The following is a 21652-nucleotide window of genomic DNA, read 5'->3' on the forward strand; positions in this document are numbered from 1 at the left end:
GAAATAACCTCTGCGTCTGTCGTCACCGCGCGGACGCGGTTCGTCTGGCCCCACCACGCGGACGCGGTTGGTGGGTCACTCAGCCGCTCCGCCGCGGTCGGGCCGGAGCCAGATGGGAAGAACCGAACAAGCCTACCAGCTCATCCACCGCCCGCTCGGTGTGGTCGTGCGCCACGACGTGCGCGTCGCCGGCCGGGTCGACCGCCTCCGGCCGCCAGCCGGGCGGGGCGAGCAGGACCAGCCGGGCGTCGGGGTGCGCCGCGCGGACGGCGAGCGCGCCGGGCAGGTCGAGCGGGAGGAGCACCGGCCGGCCGGCGGCGAGCCGCCCGGCCACCGGCGGGGCCGGGGTGCCGCGGGCGTACGGCCCGATGCGGGCCCACTCCAGCAGCTGGCCGGCGGCGATCAGCCGGTCGAACGCCGCCGGGGCGAGGAAGACCCGGTCGACGCCGTCCACCTCGCCCGCCCGGCGGGGCCGGGTGGTGGCCGGCACCGGGATCCAGACCGACGGAGAACGCGCCCGGAACGGCTCGACGACACTGCCCACGCCAGCCCCGGAGGGACCGGTCAGGACGGTGAGCCGAGCCGCCGGGCGCGCCTCGTCATCCGTGCTCACGGCTCGTTTCTACACGGCGCCGTGCGCGGCCGGCGGCGAACCGCCGGGCTCAGTTGGCGGCGAACTCGCCGAGCAGGGCCTTGCGCTGCTGCTCGCCCAGACCACGCAGGCGACGGCTGTCGGCGATCTTGAGCTTCTCCATGATCTGGGTCGCCCGGATCTTGCCGATGCCCGGCATCGCCTGCAGGACGGCCGAGACCTTCAGCTTGCCGACGACGTCGTCGCCCTCGGCCCGCTCCAGGACCGCGGCGAGGGTGGTCTTGCCCTGCTTGAGCTGCTCCTTCAGCTCAGCGCGGGCCTTGCGGATCTCCGCAGCCTTCTCGAGCGCAGCTGCGCGCTGCTCGGGGGTAAGTGACGGGAGGGGCACCAGTTCTCCTCAGGTCCTTGTCGCGACGGGCGGGACGCCACGCCGCAGATGTGAAACGTGGAGTCGCCGGAAACCAAAGGGGTCCGTGGTTCCCAGCGCGGGGAAAACTAGCGGTCGCGGACGCATTCGGCAACGTGGGCACGCCACGACCACGGCAAAATGACCGAGCCGTCACTCAGTCAGGAGCCGTCGAGGGCCGCCCGGCAGTCGGCCAGGGCCCGCTGCGCGGCGGCCCGCAGGGCGGCCACGTCGGGCCCGGCGTGCAGCACCTCGCGGGAGTACGACGGCAGGACCCACGGCAGGCTCGCGCCGAACACGGTCCGTAGGTCGGCGGCCGTGGCGCCCTGCGCGCCGAGCCCCGGGGCGAGCAGCGGGCCGCGCACCGCCGACAGGTCGTGGCCGGTGTCGCCGATGGTCGCCCCGACCACCAGACCGAAGCTGCCCAGCGTCTGCGCACCCCGGTTGAGCTGGGCAATCTCGTCGATGACCGCCTGCGCGACGGTGCGCCCGTCGGCGCCCACGGCGCGCTGCACGGCGGCTCCCTCGGGGTTGGAGGTGAGCGCCAGGACGAACACCCCGCCGCCGTGCGTGGCGGCGAGCTCGAACATCGGGGCCAGCGACATTACTCCCAGGTAGGGGCTCGCGGTGACCGCGTCGACATACAGCGGGCTGGATGGATCGAGGTACGCGGAGGCGTACGCGGCGACGGTGGAGCCGATGTCTCCGCGCTTGACGTCGAGCAGAACGAGCGAGCCAGAATCCCGCAACTGTCGGATAGTTGACTCTAGCACCGCCACGCCCCGCGCTCCGAAGCGCTCGAAGAACGCCGACTGGGGCTTGACCACCGCGACCCGGTCGCCTAGGGCCTCCACCACGGTGCGGCAGAACCGCTCCAGACCGTCGACGTCGTCCGTCAGCCCCCAGCGGGTCAGCAGCCCCGGGTGCGGGTCGATGCCCACGCAGAGCGGGCCGCGCTGCTCCATCGCCCGGTGCAACCGGTCACCGAAGGTCTCCATCCGCGCCTCTTCCTCTCGACTCCTCCGGGCACCCGGCGTCCGCCGGCGCGCCATGCCTGTCCGATCGCGGTCATGCGGCCACCCCGCACGGCCGCCCGGGAACGCCGGTCAGCCGGCCGCCACGGCGGCGGCCATCCCGGCGGCGATCCGGGCGACGTCCGCGTCGTCGGCGACGTACGGCGGCATGGCGTAGACCAGGTCGCGGAACGGCCGCAGCCACACCCCCCGGTCCACCGCCGCGGCGGTCGCCGCCGCCAGGTCCACCTCGTGGTCGAGCTGGACCACCCCGATCGCGCCCAGCACGCGGACGTCCGCCACCCCGGGGGCGCCCCGCAGCGGCTCCAGGCCGGCGCGCAGGGCCGCGCCCACCCTTGACACCTCGGCCGCCCAGTCTCCGGCCCGCAGCAGGCCGATGGAGGCGTTCGCGACCGCACAGGCGAGCGGGTTGGCCATGAACGTGGGCCCGTGCGCGAGCACCCCGTCGCGGGAGATGCCCGCCGCCACCTCCGCCGTGCACAGCGCGGCGGCCAGCGTCAGGTAGCCGCCGGTGAGCGCCTTGCCGACGCAGAGCACGTCGGGGCTCACCCCGGCGTGCTCGGCGGCGAACATCGTGCCGGTGCGGCCGAAGCCGGTGGCGATCTCGTCGAAGACCAGCAGCACCCCGTGGGCGCGGGTCACCTCGCGCAGCACCCGCAGGTAGTGCGGGTGGTGGAAGCGCATCCCGCCCGCGCCCTGGACCACCGGCTCCACGATCACGGCGGCCAGCTCGTGCGCGTGCCGCGCCACCGCGTCGGCCAGCGCCGCGCAGTACGCGGGGTCGGGCGGGGCGTCGAAGCCGGCCGGCGGCACGGGCGCGAAGACCTGCCGGGGCAGCACGTCGCCCCACAGGTGGTGCATGCCGCCCTCGGGGTCGCACACGCTCATCGGGTGGAAGGTGTCGCCGTGGTAGCCGCCCCGCCAGGTGCCCAGCCGCCGGCGCTCCGGCCGCCCGAGCGCCCGCTGGTACTGCAGGCACATCTTCACCGCCACCTCGACGCTCACCGAGCCCGAGTCGCACAGGAAGACCCGCTCCAGCCCCTCCGGGGCCAGCTCGACCAGCGTCTGCGCCAGGCGCACGGCCGGCTCGTGGGTGAGCCCGCCGAACATCACGTGGCTCATCCGGCCGAGCTGGTCGACGACCGCCGCGTCCAGCACGGGGTGCCGGTAGCCGTGGATCGCCGCCCACCACGACGACATCCCGTCGACCAGTTCCCGCCCGTCGGCCAGCCGCAGCCGCACCCCCCGCGCGCCCGCCACCACGTACGGGGGCGTCGCGGGGGGCAGCGGCGCGTACGGGTGCCACACGTGCTGCCGGTCGGCGGCGAGGATCTCCTCCGGCGTCACCCGCGCCCCCTGGCGGCCCCGGCGAGGCGCGCTGTGGCCGGCTCCCCGGTCACGACCGACCGCCCGACGGCACCGGCGCGGGCAGCGGGCGGGCGGCCCGGGCGGCGGCGCGGACGAGGCCGGGGCCCCGGTAGATGAAGCCGGTGTAGAGCTGCACCAGGGCCGCCCCCGCGTCGAACATGCGCGCGGCGTCGTCGGGGTCGACGATGCCGCCCACGCCGATCACCGGCAGCCGCCCGCCGGTCTCCCGGTGGACGAACGACACCACCGCGCGGGCGCGCGCGGCCAGCGGACGCCCCGACAGGCCGCCCGCCTGCCCGCCGCGCTCCCGGTCGGCGGGGGCGAGCCCGTCGCGGGCCAGGGTCGTGTTGGTGGCGATCACCCCGGCCGCACCCCGGTCGAGGCAGACCTCCAGCAGCTCGGCGATCGCCGGCTCGGTCAGGTCCGGGGCGATCTTCACCAGCACCGGCTTCTCCCCCACCAGGGCCGCCAGCAGCGCGTCCAGGTGGGCGCGGTCCTGCAACGAGCGCAGGCCCGGGGTGTTGGGCGAGGAGACGTTCACGGCGAAGTAGTCGCCGTGGTCGCGCAGCGCCCGGTAGGAGGCGAGGTAGTCCTCCACGGCCTCGTCCAGCGGGGTCACCTTGGACTTGCCGAGCGAGATCCCCAGCGGCGCGCCGACCGGGCGGGGCAGCGCCGCCAGCCGGTCCGCCAGGGCCCGCGCCCCGGCGTTGTTGAAGCCCATCCGGTTGACCACGGCCTCGCTGTCGCGCAGCCGGAACAGCCGGGGCCGGGGGTTGCCCGGCTGGGCGTGCGCGGTGACCGTGCCGACCTCGACGAAGCCGAAGCCCAGCGCCGGCCACGCCGGCAGCGCCGCGCCGTCCTTGTCCATCCCGGCGGCCAGCCCCACCGGGTTCGGGAAGTCCACCCCGAACACCGTCCGGGGCGCCCGCACGGCGTAGCGGGCCCGCAGCGCGGCGAGCGCCACCGGCGACCGCGACACGGCGGCCAGCCGGCGCAGCGTCCACTCGTGGGCGGCCTCGGCGTCGCCGGCGCCGAGGCGGAACAGGCCGGGCCGCACCACCCGCTCGAAGATCACCGGCCGCTCCCCCGGCCGTCGGCGGTCACTCGCCCGCCCGCAGGGTGGCGTGCAGGTCCTGCAGGGGACGCACGGTCATGTCGCCCCGGATGCGGGCCTCGATGCCCATCACCGCCGCCGCCGCACCCGGGACGGTGGTGATGCACGGGATGTCCGCCGTCACGGCGGCGCTGCGGATCTCGTAGCCGTCGGAACGGGCGCTCGCCCCGGAACCCTGCGGGGTGTTCACCACCAGCGCCACGTCGCCGGCGAGGATCATCGACACCGCGTCGGCGCCCGCCCCGGCCTCGTAGTGCTTGCGGATCTGCTCGCAGGCGATGCCGTGCCGGCGCAGCACCTCCGCCGTGCCGGCGGTCGCCACGATCTCGAAGCCCAGGTCGGCCAGGCGCTTGATCGGGAAGATCATGCCGCGCTTGTCCCGGTTGGCCACCGAGACGAAGATCCGCCCGGACGTCGGCAGCGACCCGTACGCGGCGGACTGGCTCTTGGCGAAGGCGTGCCCGAACTTGGTGTCGATGCCCATCACCTCGCCGGTGGACTTCATCTCCGGGCCCAGCAGCGAGTCGACGCCCTTGCCGGTCGGGGTGCGGAACCGCTTGAACGGCAGCACCGCCTCCTTCACCGCGATCGGCGCGTCGGCCGGGAGGGTGCCGCCGTCGCCCGTCGGCGGGAGCAGCCCTTCGGCACGCAGCTCGGCGACCGTCGCGCCGAGCGCGATCCGGGCCGCCGCCTTGGCCAGCGGCACCGCCGTGGCCTTCGACACGAACGGCACCGTCCGCGACGCGCGGGGGTTGGCCTCCAGCACGTACAGCACGTCGTCCTTGAGGGCGTACTGGACGTTGAGCAGGCCGCGCACCCCCACGCCCCGGGCGATGGCCTCGGTGTAGCGGCGCACCTGCGCCAGGTGCGAGCCGGCCAGCGTCATCGGCGGCAGCACGCAGGACGAGTCGCCGGAGTGGATGCCGGCCTCCTCGATGTGCTCCATCACGCCGCCGAGGTAGACCTCGCCGTCGGCGTCGCAGAGGGCGTCCACGTCGATCTCGATGGCGTCGTCGAGGAACCGGTCCACCAGCACCGGGTGGTCCGGGGAGATGTCGGTGGCCCGCCCGATGTAGTCGCGCAGCGTCGGGTCGTCGTAGACGATCTCCATGCCCCGCCCGCCGAGCACGTAGGACGGGCGGACCAGCACCGGGTAGCCGATCTCGGCGGCGATCGCCTTCGCCTCCTCGTAGGAGGTGGCCATGCCGTGCGCCGGGGCGCGCAGCCCGGCCCGCGCCAGCACCGCGCCGAACGCGCCGCGCTCCTCGGCCAGGTGGATCGACTCCGGGGAGGTGCCCACGATCGGCACGCCCGCGTTCTTCAGCCGCTGCGCCAGGCCCAGCGGGGTCTGCCCGCCGAGCTGCACGACCACCCCGACCACGCCCGGCCCGCCGGCCGCCTTGCCGGACGAGTCCTCGGCGTGCCAGACCTCCAGGACGTCCTCGAAGGTCAGCGGCTCGAAGTAGAGCCGGTCGGCCGTGTCGTAGTCCGTCGACACGGTCTCCGGGTTGCAGTTGACCATGACGGTCTCGTAGCCGCCGCCACCGGCGGCGGCCGAGCCGACGGGCGCGGCGCGCAGCGCCTGGACGGCGTGCACGCACGAGTAGTCGAACTCGATGCCCTGGCCGATCCGGTTCGGCCCCGAGCCCAGGATGATCACCTTGGGCCGGGCCGACGGCGCGACCTCGGTCTCGGAGTCGTACGTCGAGTAGTGGTAGGGCGTGGTCGCCTCGAACTCGGCGGCGCAGGTGTCCACCGTCTTGTAGACCGGGCGGACGCCGAGCCGGTGGCGCAGGGTGCGTACCCCGTCCTCGGCGGCCAGCTCGGGGCGCAGCGCGGCGAGCTGCCGGTCGGACAGGCCGGCCCGCTTGGCGCGACGCAGCAGGTCCACGTCGAGCACCGGGGCGTCGACGATCTCCGCGCGCAGCTCCACCAGCGCGGCGATCTGGTCCAGGAACCACGGGTCGATCCCGCCGGACGCGGCGGAGACCTCCGCGACCGACGCGCCGAGCCGCAGCGCCCGCTCCACGGTGTAGAGCCGGCCGTCGTGCGGCGTGCCCAGCGCGGCGAGCGTGTTCTCCTTCGTCGCACCCTCCGGGTCCGGGGTGGTCCAGAAGCCCGACGCCTTGGTTTCCATCGAGCGCATCGCCTTGTTGAGCGCCTCGGTGAAGTTGCGCCCGAGGCTCATCGCCTCGCCGACCGACTTCATGGTGGTGGTCAGCTCCGGGTCCGCGCCGGGGAACTTCTCGAACGCGAACCGGGGGATCTTCACCACCACGTAGTCCAGGGTCGGCTCGAACGCCGCCGGGGTCTTCAACGTGATGTCGTTGGGGATCTCGTCGAGGGTGTAGCCGATGGCCAGCTTCGCGGCGATCTTCGCGATCGGGAAGCCGGTCGCCTTCGACGCCAGGGCCGACGAGCGCGACACCCGGGGGTTCATCTCGATCACCACGATCCGGCCGTCGGCCGGGTTCACCGCGAACTGGATGTTGCAGCCGCCGGTGTCCACCCCGACCTCGCGCAGCACCGCGATGCCGAGGTCGCGCAGCCGCTGGTACTCCCGGTCGGTCAGCGTCATCGCCGGGGCGACGGTCACGCTGTCGCCGGTGTGCACGCCCATCGGGTCGACGTTCTCGATCGAGCAGACGACCACCACGTTGTCGTGGCGGTCGCGCATCAGTTCGAGCTCGTACTCCTTCCAGCCGAGCACGCTCTCCTCGATGAGCACCTCGTGCACGGGGCTGGCGGCCAGGCCGGCACCGGCGATGCGCTGCAGGTCGGCGTCGGTGTGCGCCATGCCGGAGCCGAGGCCGCCCATCGTGAACGACGGCCGGATCACCACCGGCAGGCCCAGCTCGGCGACCGTGGCCTCGACCTCGGCCATCGAGTGGCAGACCCGCGAGCGGGGCACCAGGCCCGCCGGGTCGGCCAGCCCCAGGCGTACGCCCGCCTTGGCGACGATGTCCTTGAACAGCTGCCGGTCCTCGCCCCGGTTGATCGCCTCGATGTTCGCGCCGATCAGCTCGACGCCGTACTTGTCGAGCACGCCCGCCGCGTGCAGGGCGACCGCCGTGTTCAGCGCGGTCTGCCCGCCGAGGGTGGGCAGCAGCGCGTCGGGGCGCTCCTTGGCGATGACCAGCTCGACGAACTCCGGGGTGATCGGCTCGACGTACGTGGCGTCGGCGAACTCCGGGTCCGTCATGATCGTCGCCGGGTTGGAGTTGACCAGGCTGACCCGGATCCCCTCGCTGCGCAGCACCCGGCACGCCTGGGTGCCGGAGTAGTCGAACTCGCAGGCCTGCCCGATGACGATCGGCCCCGAGCCGATCACCATGATGTGCTTGAGATCGGTCCGCTTAGGCATGCGCGCGCCCCTCGCTGTGGGTCCGGCCTTCGATCAGCTCGGCGAAGCGGTCGAACAGGTAGTCCGCGTCGTGCGGGCCGGCCGCCGCCTCCGGGTGGTACTGGACGGTGAAGGCGGGCACGTCGAGCGCCCGCAGCCCCTCGACCACGTTGTCGTTGAGGCAGACGTGTGACACCTCGACGCCGCCGAACTCGGTGTCGATCACCTGGTCGGGCACGACCGCGCCCTGCCCGGCCCCCGGCACCTGCACGGCGAAGCCGTGGTTGTGGCTGGTCACCTCGACCTTGCCGGTGGCCCGGTCGAGCACCGGCTGGTTGATGCCCCGGTGGCCGTAGCCGAGCTTGTAGGTGCCGAAGCCCAGCGCCCGGCCGAGGATCTGGCTGCCGAAGCAGATGCCGAACAGCGGGATCCGCCGGGTCAGCACCTCCCGGGCCAGCCCCACCGGGCCGTCGGCGGTCGCCGGGTCGCCCGGACCGGGCGAGAAGAAGACGGCGTCCGCGCCGGTGGCGAGCAGGTCGTCGATGCTCGACCCGGCGGGCAGCACGTGGGTGGTGACGCCGCGCGCGGCGAGCCGGCGCGGCACGTTGCGCTTGATGCCCAGGTCCAGGGCGGCCACCGTGAACCGGTGGGTGCCCTCGGCCTCGACGACGTACGGCTGCGCGGTGCTCACCTCGGCGGAGAGGTCCGCGCCGACCATCTGCGGCGACTGGCGGACCCGGGCCAGCAGGGCGCGCGGGTCGTCGTCGACGCTGGAGATGCCGACCCGCATCGCGCCGCGCTCGCGCAGGTGCCGGGTCAGCGCCCGGGTGTCCACGCCGCTGATGCCGACCACGCCCTCGGCGGCGAGCCGGTCCGCCAGCGTGCCGGTGGACCGCCAGTTCGAGGGGACCCGGGCCGGGTCGCGCACGACGTAGCCGGCGACCCAGATCCGGGCGGACTCGTCGTCCTCGGCGTTGACGCCGGTGTTGCCGATGTGCGGGGCGGTCTGCACCACCACCTGCCGGTGGTAGGACGGGTCGGTCAGGGTCTCCTGGTAGCCGGTCATGCCGGTGTTGAAGACCGCCTCGCCGAACGTCTCGCCGACGCTGCCGTACGCCTCGCCGTGGAACGTACGCCCGTCCTCCAGGACCAGGATCGCGCTCCTGCGCTTCTCCATATTAGTTAACAGCCTTTCCGTCCAGGACCGTCGGCTCGCCGCGCAGGAAGGTCGCCACGATGCGACCCGGCAGCGTCATGCGGGCGTACGGGGTGTTGCGACTGCGGCTGGCCAGCTCCGCGGGCTCGATCACCCGGTGGGCCGCCGGGTCGACCAGGGTCAGGTTGGCCGGCACGCCGGGGGCCGGGTCGACGCCGTGGCCGTCCAGCCCGGCGATGCGGGCCGGGGCGCGCGACATGCGCTCGGCGATCAGGTCCCACTGCGGGCCGAGCACGTCCAGCGCGATCGACAGCGCCGTCTCCAGGCCGAGCATGCCCGGCCGGGCGTACGCCCACTCGCACTCCTTGTCCTCCACGGCGTGCGGGGCGTGGTCGGTGGCGATGACGTCGATCACGCCCTCGGCCAGCGCGGCGCGCAGCGCGGCGATGTCGGTGGCCGTGCGCAGCGGCGGGTTGACCTTGAACACCGGGTCGTAGGCTCCGGCTGGGCTCCAGTTGTTCGCGAGTGCGGGGCTCGCAAGCTCGCTCCTCCCGCTCACGACGGCGTCCGTCAGCAGCAGGTGGTGCGGGGTCACCTCGGCGGTGACGCGTACCCCCCGGGCCTTGGCCTGGCGCAGCACCTCGACGCTGCCGGCGGTGGAGACGTGGCAGACGTGCAGGCGGCTGCCGACGTGCTCGGCGAGCAGCACGTCCCGGGCGATGATCGCCTCCTCGGCGACCGCCGGCCAGCCGGTCAGCCCGAGCCGGGTGGACACCTCGCCCTCGTGCATCTGCGCGCCCTCGGTGAGCCGGGGCTCCTCGGCGTGCTGGGCGATGATCCCGTCGAACGCCTTGACGTATTCCAGCGCCCGGCGCATCAGCTTCGGGTCGGCGACGCAGTGCCCGTCGTCGGAGAAGATCCGCACCCGGGCCGCAGAGTCGGCCATCGCGCCCAGCTCGGCCAGGCGCTCGCCGGCCAGGCCGACGGTGACCGCGCCGATCGGCTGCACGTCGACCAGCCCGGCCTCCCGGCCGAGCCGCCAGACCTGCTCGACCACGCCGGCGGTGTCGGCGACCGGGGAGGTGTTCGCCATCGCGCAGACCGCCGTGTAGCCGCCGAGCGCCGCCGCCCGGGAGCCGGACTCCACGGTCTCGGCGTCCTCGCGGCCCGGCTCGCGCAGATGGGTGTGCAGGTCGACCAGGCCGGGCAGGGCGACCAGCCCGGTGCCGTCGACCACGGTGGCGTCGGGCGCGGTGAGGCCGGCGCCGGTCTGCGCGACGACGCCGTCGCGGATCAGCAGGTCGGTCGGCGCGGCGCCGACGACGCTCACGTTGGTGATCAGGTACGCGGTCACAGGTTGTTCCCCCCGAGCAGCAGGTAGAGGACGGCCATCCGCACGGAGACCCCGTTGGCGACCTGTTCGACGATGGTGGAGCGGGGCGAGTCGGCGACCTCGGGCGTGATCTCCATGCCCCGGTTCATCGGCCCGGGGTGCATGACGATCGCGTGCTCCGGCAGCCGGCGCATCCGGGGCGCGTCGAGCCCGTAGCGGCGGGCGTACTCGCGGGCCGAGGGGAAGTAGGAGTCGGTCATCCGCTCCCGCTGCACCCGCAGCATCATCACCACGTCCACGTTCGGCAGCACGGCGTCGAGGTCGTAGGAGACGTCGATGCCGGGCGCGAGGGCCTGCGCGATGTCGACGGGGATCAGCGTGGGCGGCCCGACCAGGGTGACCTTCGCCCCGAGGGTGGACAGCAGCAGCACGTTGGAGCGGGCGACCCGGGAGTGCAGCACGTCCCCGACGACCGCGACGTGCAGGCCGGCGAGCCGGCCCAGCCGGGCCCGCATCGTGTACGCGTCGAGCAGCGCCTGGGTGGGGTGCTCGTGGGTGCCGTCGCCGGCGTTGACCACCGACCCGTCGACCCAGTCGGCCAGCCGGTGCGGGGCGCCCGAGGCGGGGTGCCGGACGACGACCGCGTCGGCACCCATCGCCTGGAGGGTGAGCGCGGTGTCCTTCAGGCTCTCGCCCTTGGTCACGCTGGATCCCTTGGCCGAGAAGTTGATCACGTCGGCGCTGAGCCGCTTCGCCGCCGCCTCGAACGAGATCCGGGTGCGGGTGGAGTCCTCGTAGAAGAGGTTCACCACGGTCCGCCCGCGCAGCGCGGGCAGCTTCTTGACCTCGCGGCCGGCGACCGTGGCCATCTCGGCGGCGGTGTCCAGGATCAGGGTGGCGGTGGCGGCGTCCAGGTCGGCGCCGGAGAGCAGGTGGCGGATCATGCGGCGGTCGCCTCCCCGTACAGCCTGACCTCGTCGGCGCCGTCGGTCTCGGCGAGGGTGACCTTCACGTTCTCGGCCAGCGCCGTCGGGATGTTCTTGCCGACGTAGTCGGCGCGGATCGGCAGCTGCCGGTGGCCGCGGTCGACCAGGACGGCGAGCTGCACCGAGGCGGGGCGGCCCACGTCGCTGAGCGCGTCGAGGGCGGCCCGGACGGTGCGGCCGGAGAAGAGGACGTCGTCGACGAGGACGACCCGCTTGCCGTCGATCCCGCCGGCCGGGAGCTGGGTCGGGCCGACCGCGCGGGTGGCGTGCCGGCGCAGGTCGTCGCGGTAGAGGGTGATGTCGAGCACGCCGGCCGGGACGGCGACGTCCTCGAAGGTGCCGATCCGGGCGGCGAGCCGCCGGGCGAGCGGCACCCCGCGGGTGGGAATCCCGAGCAGCACCGTGTCGGCGGCGCCCTGGGTCTTCTCGAGGATCTGGTGTGCGATGCGGTCGACCACGCGCGAGACGTCCGCTGCGGCGAGGATCACCTTCACCGAGGGTTGTCGCGGTGGCGACGTGTGGGCAGCCGACGGGTAGGCCACGGCGGACCTCCTTCCCCGCCTCACGGGACGGGTCGTTAAAGGACGTCTGACGCCTCCGGCGGGCCGCGGGCGACCCGGGCGGGGGCTGCATGCCACGTTACCAGCGGTCATGGGAGGGGCCGACGCCGGCACTGACCCCAGAATCAGGCTGGCGAATCGGGATAACTCCACCCGCCCAGCCCAACGGTAGGGTCACGACCACTTGACCAGTTGTCGCAATCCCCGTACCGTCACGCTCCGTAGCGATCGCGGGGTGAACCCCGAGCAGCACTGGGAGTGTCCGAATGCCCTCTGAATACGCCAAGTCGCTGGGCGCCCGCCTGCGCTCCATCCGCCAGCAGCAGGGCCTGTCCCTGCAGGGAGTGGAGGAGAAGTCCAACGGGCGGTGGAAGGCCGTGGTGGTCGGCTCGTACGAGCGCGGTGACCGCGCCGTCACGGTGTCCCGCCTGGCCGAGCTGGCCGACTTCTACCGGGTGCCCGTCTCCGAGCTGCTGCCCGACGGCAGCGGGGTGCGACACGAGCCCACCAGCAAGATCGTCCTGGACCTGGAGCGGCTCTACGACGACGCCTCCGAGGACCTGGCCTACGTCGCCCGGTACGCCCGCGCCATCCAGCAGCAGCGGGGCGACTACAACGGCCGGGTGCTCTCCATCCGCGCCGACGACCTGCGCGCCCTGGCGATCGTCTACGACGCCTCGCCGTCCGGGCTGATCGAGCGCCTCACCGAGCACGGCGTGCTCGTCGCCGACCCGCGGGCGTTCTTCGCGTCCTGACGCGCCCACGGGGAGCTCTTCGCGCCCCGACAAAGGTCACGCCGAAAGGGCCCGTGCCGCAGGCACGGGCCCTTTTCGACACCGCCTCGCCGGCCGGCGCCCCGAGGGGCGACGGTCAGCGGGTGGCGTACTCGGCGATCCGGCCGAGCACCCCGTTGAGGAAGCGCGGCGAGTCGTCGGTCGACATCTGCCGGGCCAGCTCGACGGCCTCGCTGATCGCCACCGCGTCGTCGAGCTCGTCGACGTAGAGCAGCTCGTAGACGGCGATGCGGGCCAGGTTGCGGTCCACCGCCGGCATCCGGTCCAGCGTCCACCCCTCGGCGTAGCTGGCGATCAGCTCGTCGATCCGGTCCAGGTGCGCGGCCACCCCCTCGACGAGGCCGACCGCGTACCCCAGGTGCTCCGGGTGGGGCTTCTCGATCCGCTCGACGTAGCCGGCGAGCACCTCCACCGGCGGCCGGTCGCGCAGGTCGGCCTCGAAGAGCACGTCCAGCGCCCGCTTACGCGCCTTGCGGCGCGCCGGCATCTGCTGCTTGGGCCCCTCGGCCATCAGGCGCGGCCGAGGTAACGGCCGTCGCGGGTGTCGACCTTGATCTTCTCGCCGGTGGTGATGAAGAGCGGCACCTGCACGGTCGCGCCGGTCTCGACCGTCGCCGGCTTGTTGCCGCCGGTGGACCGGTCGCCCTGCAGGCCCGGCTCCGTGTAGGTGATCTCCAGCACCACGGAGGTCGGCAGCTCGATGTAGAGCGGCACGCCCTCGTGGGTGGCGACGGTCGCCTCGGCCTCCGGCAGGAGGTAGTTGGCGGCCTCGCCGACGGTGCCCCCGGGGACGGTGATCTGGTCGAACGTCTCCAGATCCATGAAGACGTAGTCCTCGCCGTCGGCGTAGAGGTATTGCATCGTGCGCTTGTCCACGGTCGCGGTCTCGACCTTGGTGCCCGCGTTGAAGGTCTTGTCGACCACCTTGCCGGACAGCACGTTCTTCAGCGTGGTACGCACGAAGGCGCCACCCTTACCGGGCTTGACGTGCTGGAACTCCACGACGGCCCAGAGCTCCCCGTCGAGGTTGAGTACCAGGCCGTTCTTCAGGTCGTTGGTGGTGGCCATTTCCTGCCTTGATCATCAATTGGCGGACAGACCTGGCAAGTCTACTAGCTGCCGCCGCCGGCCGTACCCGCCGTCAGCCGCCGGTCGTTCCCGCGCCCGCGCGGGCAGCCTCCGCGCTCGCGCCGGCCGCCTCCGCGCGGGCCGCCAGGTGGTGCAGGGCGAGCCGGTAGCCGTCCACGCCCAACCCGCAGATCACCCCCGTCGCCACCGCCGAGACCACCGAGTGCGCGCGGAACTCCTCCCGGGCGTGGATGTTGGAGATGTGCACCTCCACCAGCGGGCCGCGCAGCAGGGCGCAGGCGTCCCGCACCGCGATCGAGTAGTGCGACCAGGCGGCCGGGTTGAGCACCACCGCCGCCTGCTCGTCGGCCGCCTCGTGCAGCCAGCCCACCAGCTCGTGCTCGGCGTCGGTCTGCCGCACCGTCACGTCCAGCCCCAGCTCCCGGCCGGTGGCCTCGCACAGCCCCACCAGGTCGGCGTAGCTGGTCGCCCCGTACACGTCGACCTGGCGGGTGCCCAGCCGGCCCAGGTTCGGCCCGTTGAGCACGTACACCCTCATGAGGAGACCTCCCGGTAGGCGGCGTGCAGCAGCTCGTCGTCCGGGCCCTCCAGGATCGCCGGGCGGGCCAGCGCGTCGAGCACCACGAACCGCAGCCGCGAGCCGCGGCTCTTCTTGTCGACCCGCATCGCGGCCAGCAGCTGCGGCCACGCGTCGGCCCGGTACGCCGTCGGCAGCCCCAGCGCCGTCAGCACCGTGCGGTGCCGCGCCGTGGTCTCCGGGTCAAGCCGGCCCGCCAGCCGCGCCAACTCCCCCGCGTAGACCAGGCCGACGGACACGGCGTGCCCGTGCCGCCAGCGGTACCCCTCCACCTTCTCGATCGCGTGGGCCAGGGTGTGACCGTAGTTGAGCACCTCGCGCACCCCGGACTCGCGCAGGTCGCCGGAGACCACGTCGGCCTTCACCCGGATCGCCCGCTCGATCAGCTCCCGGACCACCGGCGACGTCGGGTCCGTCGCCGCCGCGCGGTCCCGCTCGACCAGGTCGAGGATCACCGGGTCGGCGATGAACCCGCACTTGACCACCTCGGCCAGCCCGGCCGCCAAGTCGGCCGGCGGGAGGCTGTCGAGCACCGCGAGGTCGCACAGCACCCCGACCGGCGGGTGGAAGCCGCCCACGAGGTTCTTGCCGGCCGCCGTGTTGATCCCCGTCTTGCCGCCCACCGCCGCGTCGACCATGCCCAGCAGCGACGTCGCCACCGGCACCCAGCGCACCCCGCGCAGCCAGCAGGCCGCGACGAAGCCGGCCAGGTCGGTGACCGCGCCGCCGCCCACCCCCACCACCGCGTCGGTGCGGGTGAAGCCCGCCTCGCCGAGCCGGTCCCAGCACGCGGCGGCCACCTCGATGGCCTTGCCCGCCTCGGCGTCCGGCACCTCCACCAGCAGGGGGGCCGCCCCGGCCGCCGCCAGGCGCGCGCCGATCGCGTCGGCCAGCCCCTTCAGCGGCGGCGCGTGCAGCACCGCCACCCGGGTCGCGCCGGGCAGCAACGTCGGGAGCGAATCGAGCAGGTCGCGTCCCACCAACACGTCGTACGGCCGTTCGCCGCCGACCGGAATCCGGGTCACCTCGTCCATCGCCCGGCAGCCTAGTCCAGCCACGGCCCCCACGACGCCGCCTGTCCACTCCGTGGCGCACGGATCGCATGCAAGGAAGGGCACCTTGTTAACGCTTCCTGCATAGGAAGGGCCCCTTCCTAACACCACGCGCGGCGCGACGCCCGCGCTCGGCGCAGCGCCACCCGCACGTCACCGGCGGCGGCCGGCGGCGTTTAGCCGGGCAGGGCGGGGGCAGCGTTTCCAGCACGGACGGCGTTCCGGCACGGGCCGGCCGACGAGGCGGAGGTACCCCGCGATGAGCACACCCAGCACCGAGGGCGCCGACATCCGGCTGCCCGCCACGATCCTCGGCGTCGGCCTCGGCGGCTTCGCCGACGGCATCGTGCTGCACCAGGTGCTCCAGTGGCACCACATGCTCAGCGGCACCGGCAGCGACAACGTCGGGGTCAAGGCGTACCCGGTGGACACCGTGCCCGGCCTGGAGATGAACACCCTGTGGGACGGGATCTTCCACGTGGTGACCTGGGTGGCGGTGCTGACCGGCCTGGCCCTGCTCTACGCCCGGGTCACCGGGTCGCGGGGGCTGCTGTGGCGCTCCCCCGTGCTGTGGGGCTGGGCGCTGGTCGGCTGGGGGTTGTTCAACCTCGTCGAGGGGATCGTCGACCACCACCTGCTCGGCATCCACCACGTGCGCGAGGGCGCGTACCGGACGTGGTGGGACCTCGGGTTCCTGGCGCTCGGGGCGGCGCTGGTCGCCGTCGGTTGGCTGGTGCAGCGCCGCGGCACGACCGTGGACGTCTGCGCCGACCGCCGGTGACCCGACATGATCGGGGGCCTGGCAGTGGGCGGAGGCAGCCACGGCGGGCACGACGGGTACGCGCCTGGGCCCGCGCTGCTCGTACCCCTGGTGCTGTTCTGGGTCTATCTCGCCGCCGCGCTGCGGCAGCGCGGGCCGGGCGGCGGCTGGCCGCACCGGCGCACGGCGGCCTTCGGCGCGGGGGCCGGCCTGCTGGCGGCGGGGCTGGCCCTGCCGGCCGGCGGCTTCGCCGCGCACGCGTGGCAGCACCTGCTGGTCGGCATGCTCGCGCCGCTCGGGCTGGTGCTCGGCGCGCCGGTCACCCTGGCGTTGCGCAGCATCGACCGGCGGCGAGGCCGGGCCCTGGTACGGCTGCTGCGCCGCCCCGCCCTCGCCGCGCTCGGCCACCCGGTGACCGGCCTCGCGCTCACCACCGGCGGGCTGTACGCGCTGTACCTGACGCCGCTGTACCGGGCGACGCTGGCGCACCCGGCCCTGCACCACCTGGTGCACCTGCACTTCCTGCTCTCCGGGCTACTCTTCACCTGGTCGGTCGCCGGCCCCGACCCCGGCCCGCACCGCCCCCGGGTGCCGGCGCGGCTCGTGGTGCTCGGGGTCGCCGTGGCCGCCCACGCCGCCCTCGCCCAACTGCTGTACGCGGGACTCGCCGTGGACGTCCCGGCCCCGCCGGAGCAGCTGCGCGCCGGGGCGACGGTCATGTACTACGGCGGCGACCTGGCCGAGATCGCCCTGGCGCTGGCCCTGCTCGCCACCTGGCGCCCGCGGGTGAGGCACCGCCGCGTGTCGGTGGGGCCGGTTAGCATCCGCCGGTGACGCTCACCCCTGACGACCTCGTCGGCTACGTCGCCAACGGGCTCGACGCCGACCTCGCCCGCTGGTTCGCCGACCGTCCGCCCGTCACGGTTCCCGCCGGGACCCGGCCGGTCGCGCCGATGCTCGACCGGCTCCCGCCGACGGCCGCCACGGCCCTGGCGGCGTTCGACCAGCGCGTGCGGTCGGGGCGCATGCCCCAGTTCCTGGACAGCTACGACTGGTCCTACGGGTTCGACTTCGCGGGCAACGACTGCGGAATCCTGGACGCCGACTACGAGACGGTGCTCACCGACGACGACGTCTACTCCGTCGGCGCCGACGGGGGCGGCAACCTGCACGTGGTGCTCGCCAACGGGCAGGTCGGCCTGTGGTTCCACGAGGAGGAGGTCGTCGAGGGCGGCACCCGCTTCGACAGCCTCGACGTCTTCGTCTGGTCGGTGGTGCGCTACCACGCGGTGCGCGCGGGGGTGCTCGACCGGGCGGCGGTCGAGGCCGACTTCCTGTCGCTGGGTCAGGACGGCGCGCTGGAGCCGGAGGTCGGGCTGCTCAGCTCCATGAAGGCAACCGGGGGCGGGGAGCGCGTCAGGGCTTGAGCAGGGCGGCGACCTCGGCGGCGATCTCCTCCGGCGTACGCCCGTCGGTGACCACCGTCGCGGTCGCCACCTCCGCGTAGAGCGGGCGGCGCTGGTCCATCAGGTGCTTCAGCGTCGCCCTCGGGTTGATCGCCAGCAGCGGCCGGCCGGCACCCAGCCCGACCCGCTTCACCGCGTCGGCCAGCTCGACGCTCAGGTGCACCACGGTGTGCCCGACCAGGGCGGCGCGGTTCTCCTCGGCGAGCACCGCGCCGCCGCCGAGGGCGAGCACCCCGGCGCAGGAGGTCAGCGCCGCGGCGGTGGCGGCCCGCTCCAGGGCACGGAAGTGGTCCTCGCCCTCGTCGACGAAGATCTCCGGGATCGGCTTGCCGGCCATCGCCTCGATGTCGGCGTCGGTGTCGCGGAACTCCACCCCGAGCAGCGCGGCGAGCGTCTCCCCGACGGTGGTCTTCCCGGAGCCAGGCGACCCGACGAGGACGACCACCGGCCGCGTCCGGCCGACCGGGTCACCGGGCAGCGCCGAGTCGTCGGGCGAAGTCGGGCTCACCGGATCACCAGGGAGTCGAGGTAGCCGGCCAGGTTGCGGCGCATCTCGGCCACCGAGTCGCCGCCGAACTTCTCCACGGCGGCCTCGGCGAGCACCAGCGCCACCATCGCCTCGGCGACCACGGCGGCGGCCGGCACGGCGCACACGTCGGAGCGCTGGTTGATGGCGGTCGCCGGCTCCCCCGTGGTCACGTCCACCGTGGCCAGGGCCCGGTTCAGCGACGAGATCGGCTTCATCGCCGCCTTCACCCGCAGCGGCTCGCCGGTGGTGATGCCGCCCTCCAGGCCACCGGCCCGGTCGGTCACCCGGCGCACCCCGGTCGCGGTCGGCACGATCTCGTCGTGCGCCTCCGAGCCACGGGAGCGGGCCTGCAACCAGCCGTCGCCGATCTCCACACCCTTGATCGCCTGGATCGACATCAGCGCGGTGGCGAGCCGGGCGTCGAGCTTGCGGTCCCACTGCACGTGGCTGCCCAGGCCCGGCGGCACACCGTACGCCAGCACCTCGACCACGCCGCCCAGCGTGTCGGCGGCCTTCTTCGCGGCATCGACCTCGGCGACCATCCGGGCGCTCGCGTCGGAGTCGAGGCAGCGCAGCGGGTCGGCGTCGATCCGCTCGGCGTCCTCCGGCGTGGGGCGCAGCCCCGGCTTCGCGGCGACCGGGCCCAGCTCCACGACGTGCGAGACGATCTCGATGCCGAGGGCCTGCTTCACCAGGGCCTTCGCGACGGTGCCGACGGCGACCCGGGCGGCGGTCTCCCGCGCGCTGGCCCGCTCCAGGATCGGCCGGGCGTCGGTGTGGCCGTACTTCTGCATGCCGGCGAGATCGGCGTGGCCCGGACGCGGGCGGGTCAGCGGCGCGTTGCGGGCCTGCCGGGCCAGCTCGTCGGGGTCCACCGGGTCGGCGGCCATCACCGTCTGCCACTTGGGCCACTCGGAGTTGCCGACCCGGATGGCGACGGGGCTGCCGAGGGTGACGCCGTGCCGGAGCCCGCCGATGATCTCGACGACGTCCTGCTCGAAGGCCATCCGGGCGCCCCGGCCGTAGCCGAGCCGGCGGCGGGCCAGCTCACCGGCGATCTCGCCGGTGGTCACCTCGATCCCGGCGGGCACGCCCTCCAGCATCGCGACGAGGGCGGGACCGTGCGATTCACCTGCAGTCAACCAGCGCAACACGTGGGCAAGTCTGTCACGCCCGGGTTACGTCCCACCGGGCCGCCCACCGCGTCCCGCCCTACGGACGCGCCGCCCCGACGCCACGGACCCAACGCGGGGCACCCGACCCGGACCCCACCCGCCCCCCGCCCCGCCCCAGGCCCGGTGATCAAGAGAAAAGCGTCAAGTTTGATCTTCACGATGACGCAAACCTCTTGATCACCGACCGGGGCGGGGCGAGGCGGGGCGCAAGCGGGGGCGGGGCGGGGCGGGGTTAGCGGGTGGCCAGGGTGCGGGCGTCGGCGGCGATGACGCGTGCCTTCGCCTCCGGCAGGAAGCGGCCGGCGTGCCGTTCGGCGTACCGGGCCAGCTGCGCGTACCGGCCCTTCACCAGGTGGTTGGTGAGCACCGTCAGCGCCTGGTCCGCAGCGCCGGAGGTGAGCACCAGGTGACCGAGGCCGGCCGGGGTCACCGCGACGGTGAAGGTGGCCTCGGCGGTGGCGGTGCCCTTCGGGCCGCTCGCCACGGCGCGCAGCCGGTGCGCGCCGGCAGCCAGCGCGGTCAGGTCGAGGGGCTTGCCCACCGGCACCGCCGCCCCGTCGAGGGTGACGGTCACGGTGTCGGCGTCGGTGGCCGGCACGGTGAGCACCGGCCGCTGCGCCCGGTCCAGCTCGACCCCGTCGGCCGGGGCGGCGATCGACACGGTGGGGACGGCCGCGCCGAGCTGACCGGCGGCGTTCCAACCGGCCAGCTCCGCCGGCCGGTTGGTGATGATCCCGTCGGTGCCGATCCGCTCCAGCTGCTGCCACTGGGCCGGCGAGTCGACCGTCCAGGCCATGACGGCGACACCGGCGGCGTGCAGGTCGGCGATCACCGACGGCCGGGCCAGCAGCGCCGTACCCGTCGGGTTGTAAGCCGTGACGCCCAGCTCCCGCGCCACGGCGACCGGATCGGCGTCCAGGCCGCTGCGCAGCAGGCCGGTCGGCAGCTCGGGCGCGAGTTCCCGGGTGTAACGCAGGGCGTCGACCTCGAAGCTCTGCACGAAGACGCGGGTCGTCATCTTCTCGGCGCGGATCACCTCGACGATGCGGGCGACCTCGTCACGGGTGTGCGCGCCCTTGATCTCCAGCAGCAGGTTGCCGCCCCGGGTCCGCAGGTCGGCGAGCTGCTCGGCGAGGGTGGGCAGCCGGGCCCCGGCGTACTGCGGGGCGAACCAGGAGCCGGCGTCGAGCGCCTTGAGCTGGGCGGCGGTGAGGGTACGGATCGCGCCCGAGCCGTCGGTGGTGCGGTCGACGGTGGCGTCGTGCAGCACGAACGGCACCCCGTCGCGGCTGGGCTGCACGTCGTTCTCGACGAAGTCCGCGCCGGAGCGGCGGGCGATCTCCTGCGCGACGAGGGTGTTCTCAGGGGCGGCGGCGGACGCGCCCCGGTGCGCGATGACGGTCAGCGGTGCGCCGGCCGGGCGCAGGTAGCCGTTCGGCGGCAGCTCGGTGACCAGCACGTCGTCGAAGGAGACGCTGCCGCCGTTGACGATCAGGGCCTGCCCGCCGTCGGTGGACCGGGTGAGGCTGCTGGTGCGCAGCAGCTGGCGGCCGTCGAGGAACCAGCGGGCCTGGTTGCCGTGCACCTCCACGGCGACCAACATGTCCCGCCCGGTGCCGGCGGCGTACGGCGCGGAGCCGGTGTTGGTGACGTTCCAGGCGTTGGCGGTGGTGAGCTGGGCGAACTCCAGGCCGTTCGCGGCGGTGGTGCCGCTGCGCATGGTGGCGATCCACCACGGGGTACGCCCGTCGGCGGGCACGTCGAGGCCGAGCGCCGTCCACCGGGTCGCCTCGGCGACGGACTCGAAGCGGACGGTCGCGGAGAACCGGAAGTCGGTGAGGTGCCGGCCGAAGGTGATCTTCTTGGTGCCGCTGGTGGCGGTGCCGCGCAGCCGGCCGTCGCGCACCGTCCACTCCCCGTCGATGGCCCGCCAGCCGGCGGGCAGCGTACCGGCGGAGAAGTCCTCGGCGACGACGACGTCACCGGGCTTCGCAGCGGCCGGGGCGGGGGCGGATATCTGGACGGCGGCGAGCAGGCCGGCGGTCGTGGCGAGTGCCGCGAGAACGGCCACGGGCCGGCGCGGCCGTCGGTTCAAGGTCAACATGCCCCGGACGCTAGGAACCGCACCCGAACGCCTGGTGTCGCCCCCACTGACGCCGGCCGGCCCCCGGATGCACACCGGGGGCCCGGCCCGCTCGGTCGACGGCGAATGTCGGGGAGGTAGCGGTATCCGTGGGTGCGGATACCGCCATGTCGCCGACATGGCGGCGCTGAACCGAGCGCGCCGCCGCGCGGGGCGGGGCGGGCGCGACCGGGGC

Annotated in this window: 21 protein-coding genes; 4 read left to right on the forward strand and 17 right to left on the reverse strand. The window is 74.1% G+C overall.

Translation table 11 applies throughout. The features are described from left to right. Positions 1 to 79: 79 nt before the first annotated feature. The 10 genes from LPU61_RS28795 to pyrR form a co-directional block, all read right to left on the reverse strand. Positions 80 to 613, reverse strand: a complete 534-nt coding sequence (locus tag LPU61_RS28795) for a guanylate kinase (protein ID WP_043967979.1) — start codon at positions 611 to 613, stop codon at positions 80 to 82. A gap of 49 nt (positions 614 to 662) precedes the next feature. Next, positions 663 to 980 carry an integration host factor, actinobacterial type gene (gene mihF / locus LPU61_RS28800; protein ID WP_007075824.1) on the reverse strand — a complete coding sequence of 106 codons (318 nt, stop codon included), beginning with the start codon at positions 978 to 980 and terminating at the stop codon, positions 663 to 665. Between the two features lie 179 nt (positions 981 to 1159). Further along, positions 1160 to 1996, reverse strand: coding sequence for an orotidine-5'-phosphate decarboxylase (gene pyrF, locus LPU61_RS28805; RefSeq protein WP_043967977.1), 837 nt, complete (start codon positions 1994 to 1996; stop codon positions 1160 to 1162). A gap of 108 nt (positions 1997 to 2104) precedes the next feature. Beyond that, positions 2105 to 3379: an adenosylmethionine--8-amino-7-oxononanoate transaminase gene (locus LPU61_RS28810; RefSeq protein WP_043967975.1), complete on the reverse strand. Its 1275-nt coding sequence runs from the start codon at positions 3377 to 3379 to the stop codon at positions 2105 to 2107. A gap of 49 nt (positions 3380 to 3428) precedes the next feature. Further along, complete coding sequence (locus tag LPU61_RS28815; RefSeq protein WP_229406730.1) at positions 3429 to 4475, reverse strand: quinone-dependent dihydroorotate dehydrogenase; 1047 nt, start codon at positions 4473 to 4475, stop codon at positions 3429 to 3431. A 25-nt stretch (positions 4476 to 4500) separates the two neighbouring features. Next, positions 4501 to 7878 carry a carbamoyl-phosphate synthase large subunit gene (carB, locus tag LPU61_RS28820; protein ID WP_229406731.1) on the reverse strand — a complete coding sequence of 1126 codons (3378 nt, stop codon included), beginning with the start codon at positions 7876 to 7878 and terminating at the stop codon, positions 4501 to 4503. Then, complete coding sequence (carA, locus tag LPU61_RS28825; RefSeq protein WP_043967970.1) at positions 7871 to 9034, reverse strand: glutamine-hydrolyzing carbamoyl-phosphate synthase small subunit; 1164 nt, start codon at positions 9032 to 9034, stop codon at positions 7871 to 7873. The genes carB and carA overlap by 8 nt, the downstream gene beginning before the upstream one ends. 1 nt (position 9035) lies before the next feature. Beyond that, positions 9036 to 10367: a dihydroorotase gene (locus tag LPU61_RS28830; RefSeq protein ID WP_229406732.1), complete on the reverse strand. Its 1332-nt coding sequence runs from the start codon at positions 10365 to 10367 to the stop codon at positions 9036 to 9038. Continuing rightward, a complete protein-coding gene (locus LPU61_RS28835) occupies positions 10364 to 11290 on the reverse strand; it encodes an aspartate carbamoyltransferase catalytic subunit (protein ID WP_043967966.1) in 927 nt (308 codons plus the stop codon). The genes LPU61_RS28830 and LPU61_RS28835 overlap by 4 nt, the downstream gene beginning before the upstream one ends. Then, positions 11287 to 11874: a bifunctional pyr operon transcriptional regulator/uracil phosphoribosyltransferase PyrR gene (gene pyrR / locus LPU61_RS28840; RefSeq protein WP_043967965.1), complete on the reverse strand. Its 588-nt coding sequence runs from the start codon at positions 11872 to 11874 to the stop codon at positions 11287 to 11289. Before pyrR ends, LPU61_RS28835 begins: the two co-directional genes overlap by 4 nt. 284 nt (positions 11875 to 12158) lie before the next feature. Here pyrR and LPU61_RS28845 point away from each other — a divergent pair, with 284 nt between their 5' ends. Next, positions 12159 to 12647 (forward strand): transcriptional regulator, encoded by a 489-nt coding sequence (locus LPU61_RS28845; RefSeq protein WP_007075816.1) that lies wholly within the window; start codon positions 12159 to 12161, stop codon positions 12645 to 12647. A gap of 115 nt (positions 12648 to 12762) precedes the next feature. Here the strand turns inward: LPU61_RS28845 and nusB are convergent, their stop codons facing one another. The 4 genes from nusB to aroB form a co-directional block, all read right to left on the reverse strand. Further along, positions 12763 to 13173: a transcription antitermination factor NusB gene (gene nusB / locus LPU61_RS28850; RefSeq protein WP_176734315.1), complete on the reverse strand. Its 411-nt coding sequence runs from the start codon at positions 13171 to 13173 to the stop codon at positions 12763 to 12765. Between the two features lie 23 nt (positions 13174 to 13196). Beyond that, positions 13197 to 13754 carry an elongation factor P gene (gene efp / locus LPU61_RS28855; RefSeq protein WP_007075814.1) on the reverse strand — a complete coding sequence of 186 codons (558 nt, stop codon included), beginning with the start codon at positions 13752 to 13754 and terminating at the stop codon, positions 13197 to 13199. A 73-nt stretch (positions 13755 to 13827) separates the two neighbouring features. Beyond that, positions 13828 to 14313, reverse strand: coding sequence for a type II 3-dehydroquinate dehydratase (aroQ, locus tag LPU61_RS28860; RefSeq protein WP_043967959.1), 486 nt, complete (start codon positions 14311 to 14313; stop codon positions 13828 to 13830). Next, positions 14310 to 15386 carry a 3-dehydroquinate synthase gene (gene aroB, locus LPU61_RS28865; protein WP_043967957.1) on the reverse strand — a complete coding sequence of 359 codons (1077 nt, stop codon included), beginning with the start codon at positions 15384 to 15386 and terminating at the stop codon, positions 14310 to 14312. The genes aroQ and aroB overlap by 4 nt, the downstream gene beginning before the upstream one ends. A gap of 277 nt (positions 15387 to 15663) precedes the next feature. Between aroB and LPU61_RS28870 the strand changes: the two genes are divergently transcribed. The 3 genes from LPU61_RS28870 to LPU61_RS31675 are packed head-to-tail and all read left to right on the forward strand — an operon-like array spanning position 15664 to position 17591. Further along, complete coding sequence (locus LPU61_RS28870) at positions 15664 to 16185, forward strand: DUF2243 domain-containing protein (protein ID WP_043967954.1); 522 nt, start codon at positions 15664 to 15666, stop codon at positions 16183 to 16185. Between the two features lie 6 nt (positions 16186 to 16191). Further along, complete coding sequence (locus LPU61_RS28875) at positions 16192 to 16998, forward strand: cytochrome c oxidase assembly protein (protein ID WP_229406733.1); 807 nt, start codon at positions 16192 to 16194, stop codon at positions 16996 to 16998. Next, positions 16995 to 17591: a hypothetical protein gene (locus LPU61_RS31675; protein WP_305072017.1), complete on the forward strand. Its 597-nt coding sequence runs from the start codon at positions 16995 to 16997 to the stop codon at positions 17589 to 17591. Before LPU61_RS28875 ends, LPU61_RS31675 begins: the two co-directional genes overlap by 4 nt. Here the strand turns inward: LPU61_RS31675 and LPU61_RS28885 are convergent. The 3 genes from LPU61_RS28885 to LPU61_RS28895 form a co-directional block, all read right to left on the reverse strand. Further along, a complete protein-coding gene (locus LPU61_RS28885) occupies positions 17581 to 18108 on the reverse strand; it encodes a shikimate kinase (RefSeq protein ID WP_043969385.1) in 528 nt (175 codons plus the stop codon). The genes LPU61_RS31675 and LPU61_RS28885 overlap by 11 nt on opposite strands. 26 nt (positions 18109 to 18134) lie before the next feature. After that, positions 18135 to 19313 (reverse strand): chorismate synthase, encoded by a 1179-nt coding sequence (gene aroC, locus LPU61_RS28890; protein ID WP_077939401.1) that lies wholly within the window; start codon positions 19311 to 19313, stop codon positions 18135 to 18137. A 253-nt stretch (positions 19314 to 19566) separates the two neighbouring features. Then, positions 19567 to 21438, reverse strand: coding sequence for a glycerophosphodiester phosphodiesterase family protein (locus tag LPU61_RS28895; protein WP_229406734.1), 1872 nt, complete (start codon positions 21436 to 21438; stop codon positions 19567 to 19569). Positions 21439 to 21652 lie beyond the last annotated feature (214 nt).

The organism is Micromonospora sp. NBRC 110038 (genome assembly GCF_020884815.1).
GTDB lineage: Bacteria > Actinomycetota > Actinomycetes > Mycobacteriales > Micromonosporaceae > Micromonospora > Micromonospora haikouensis.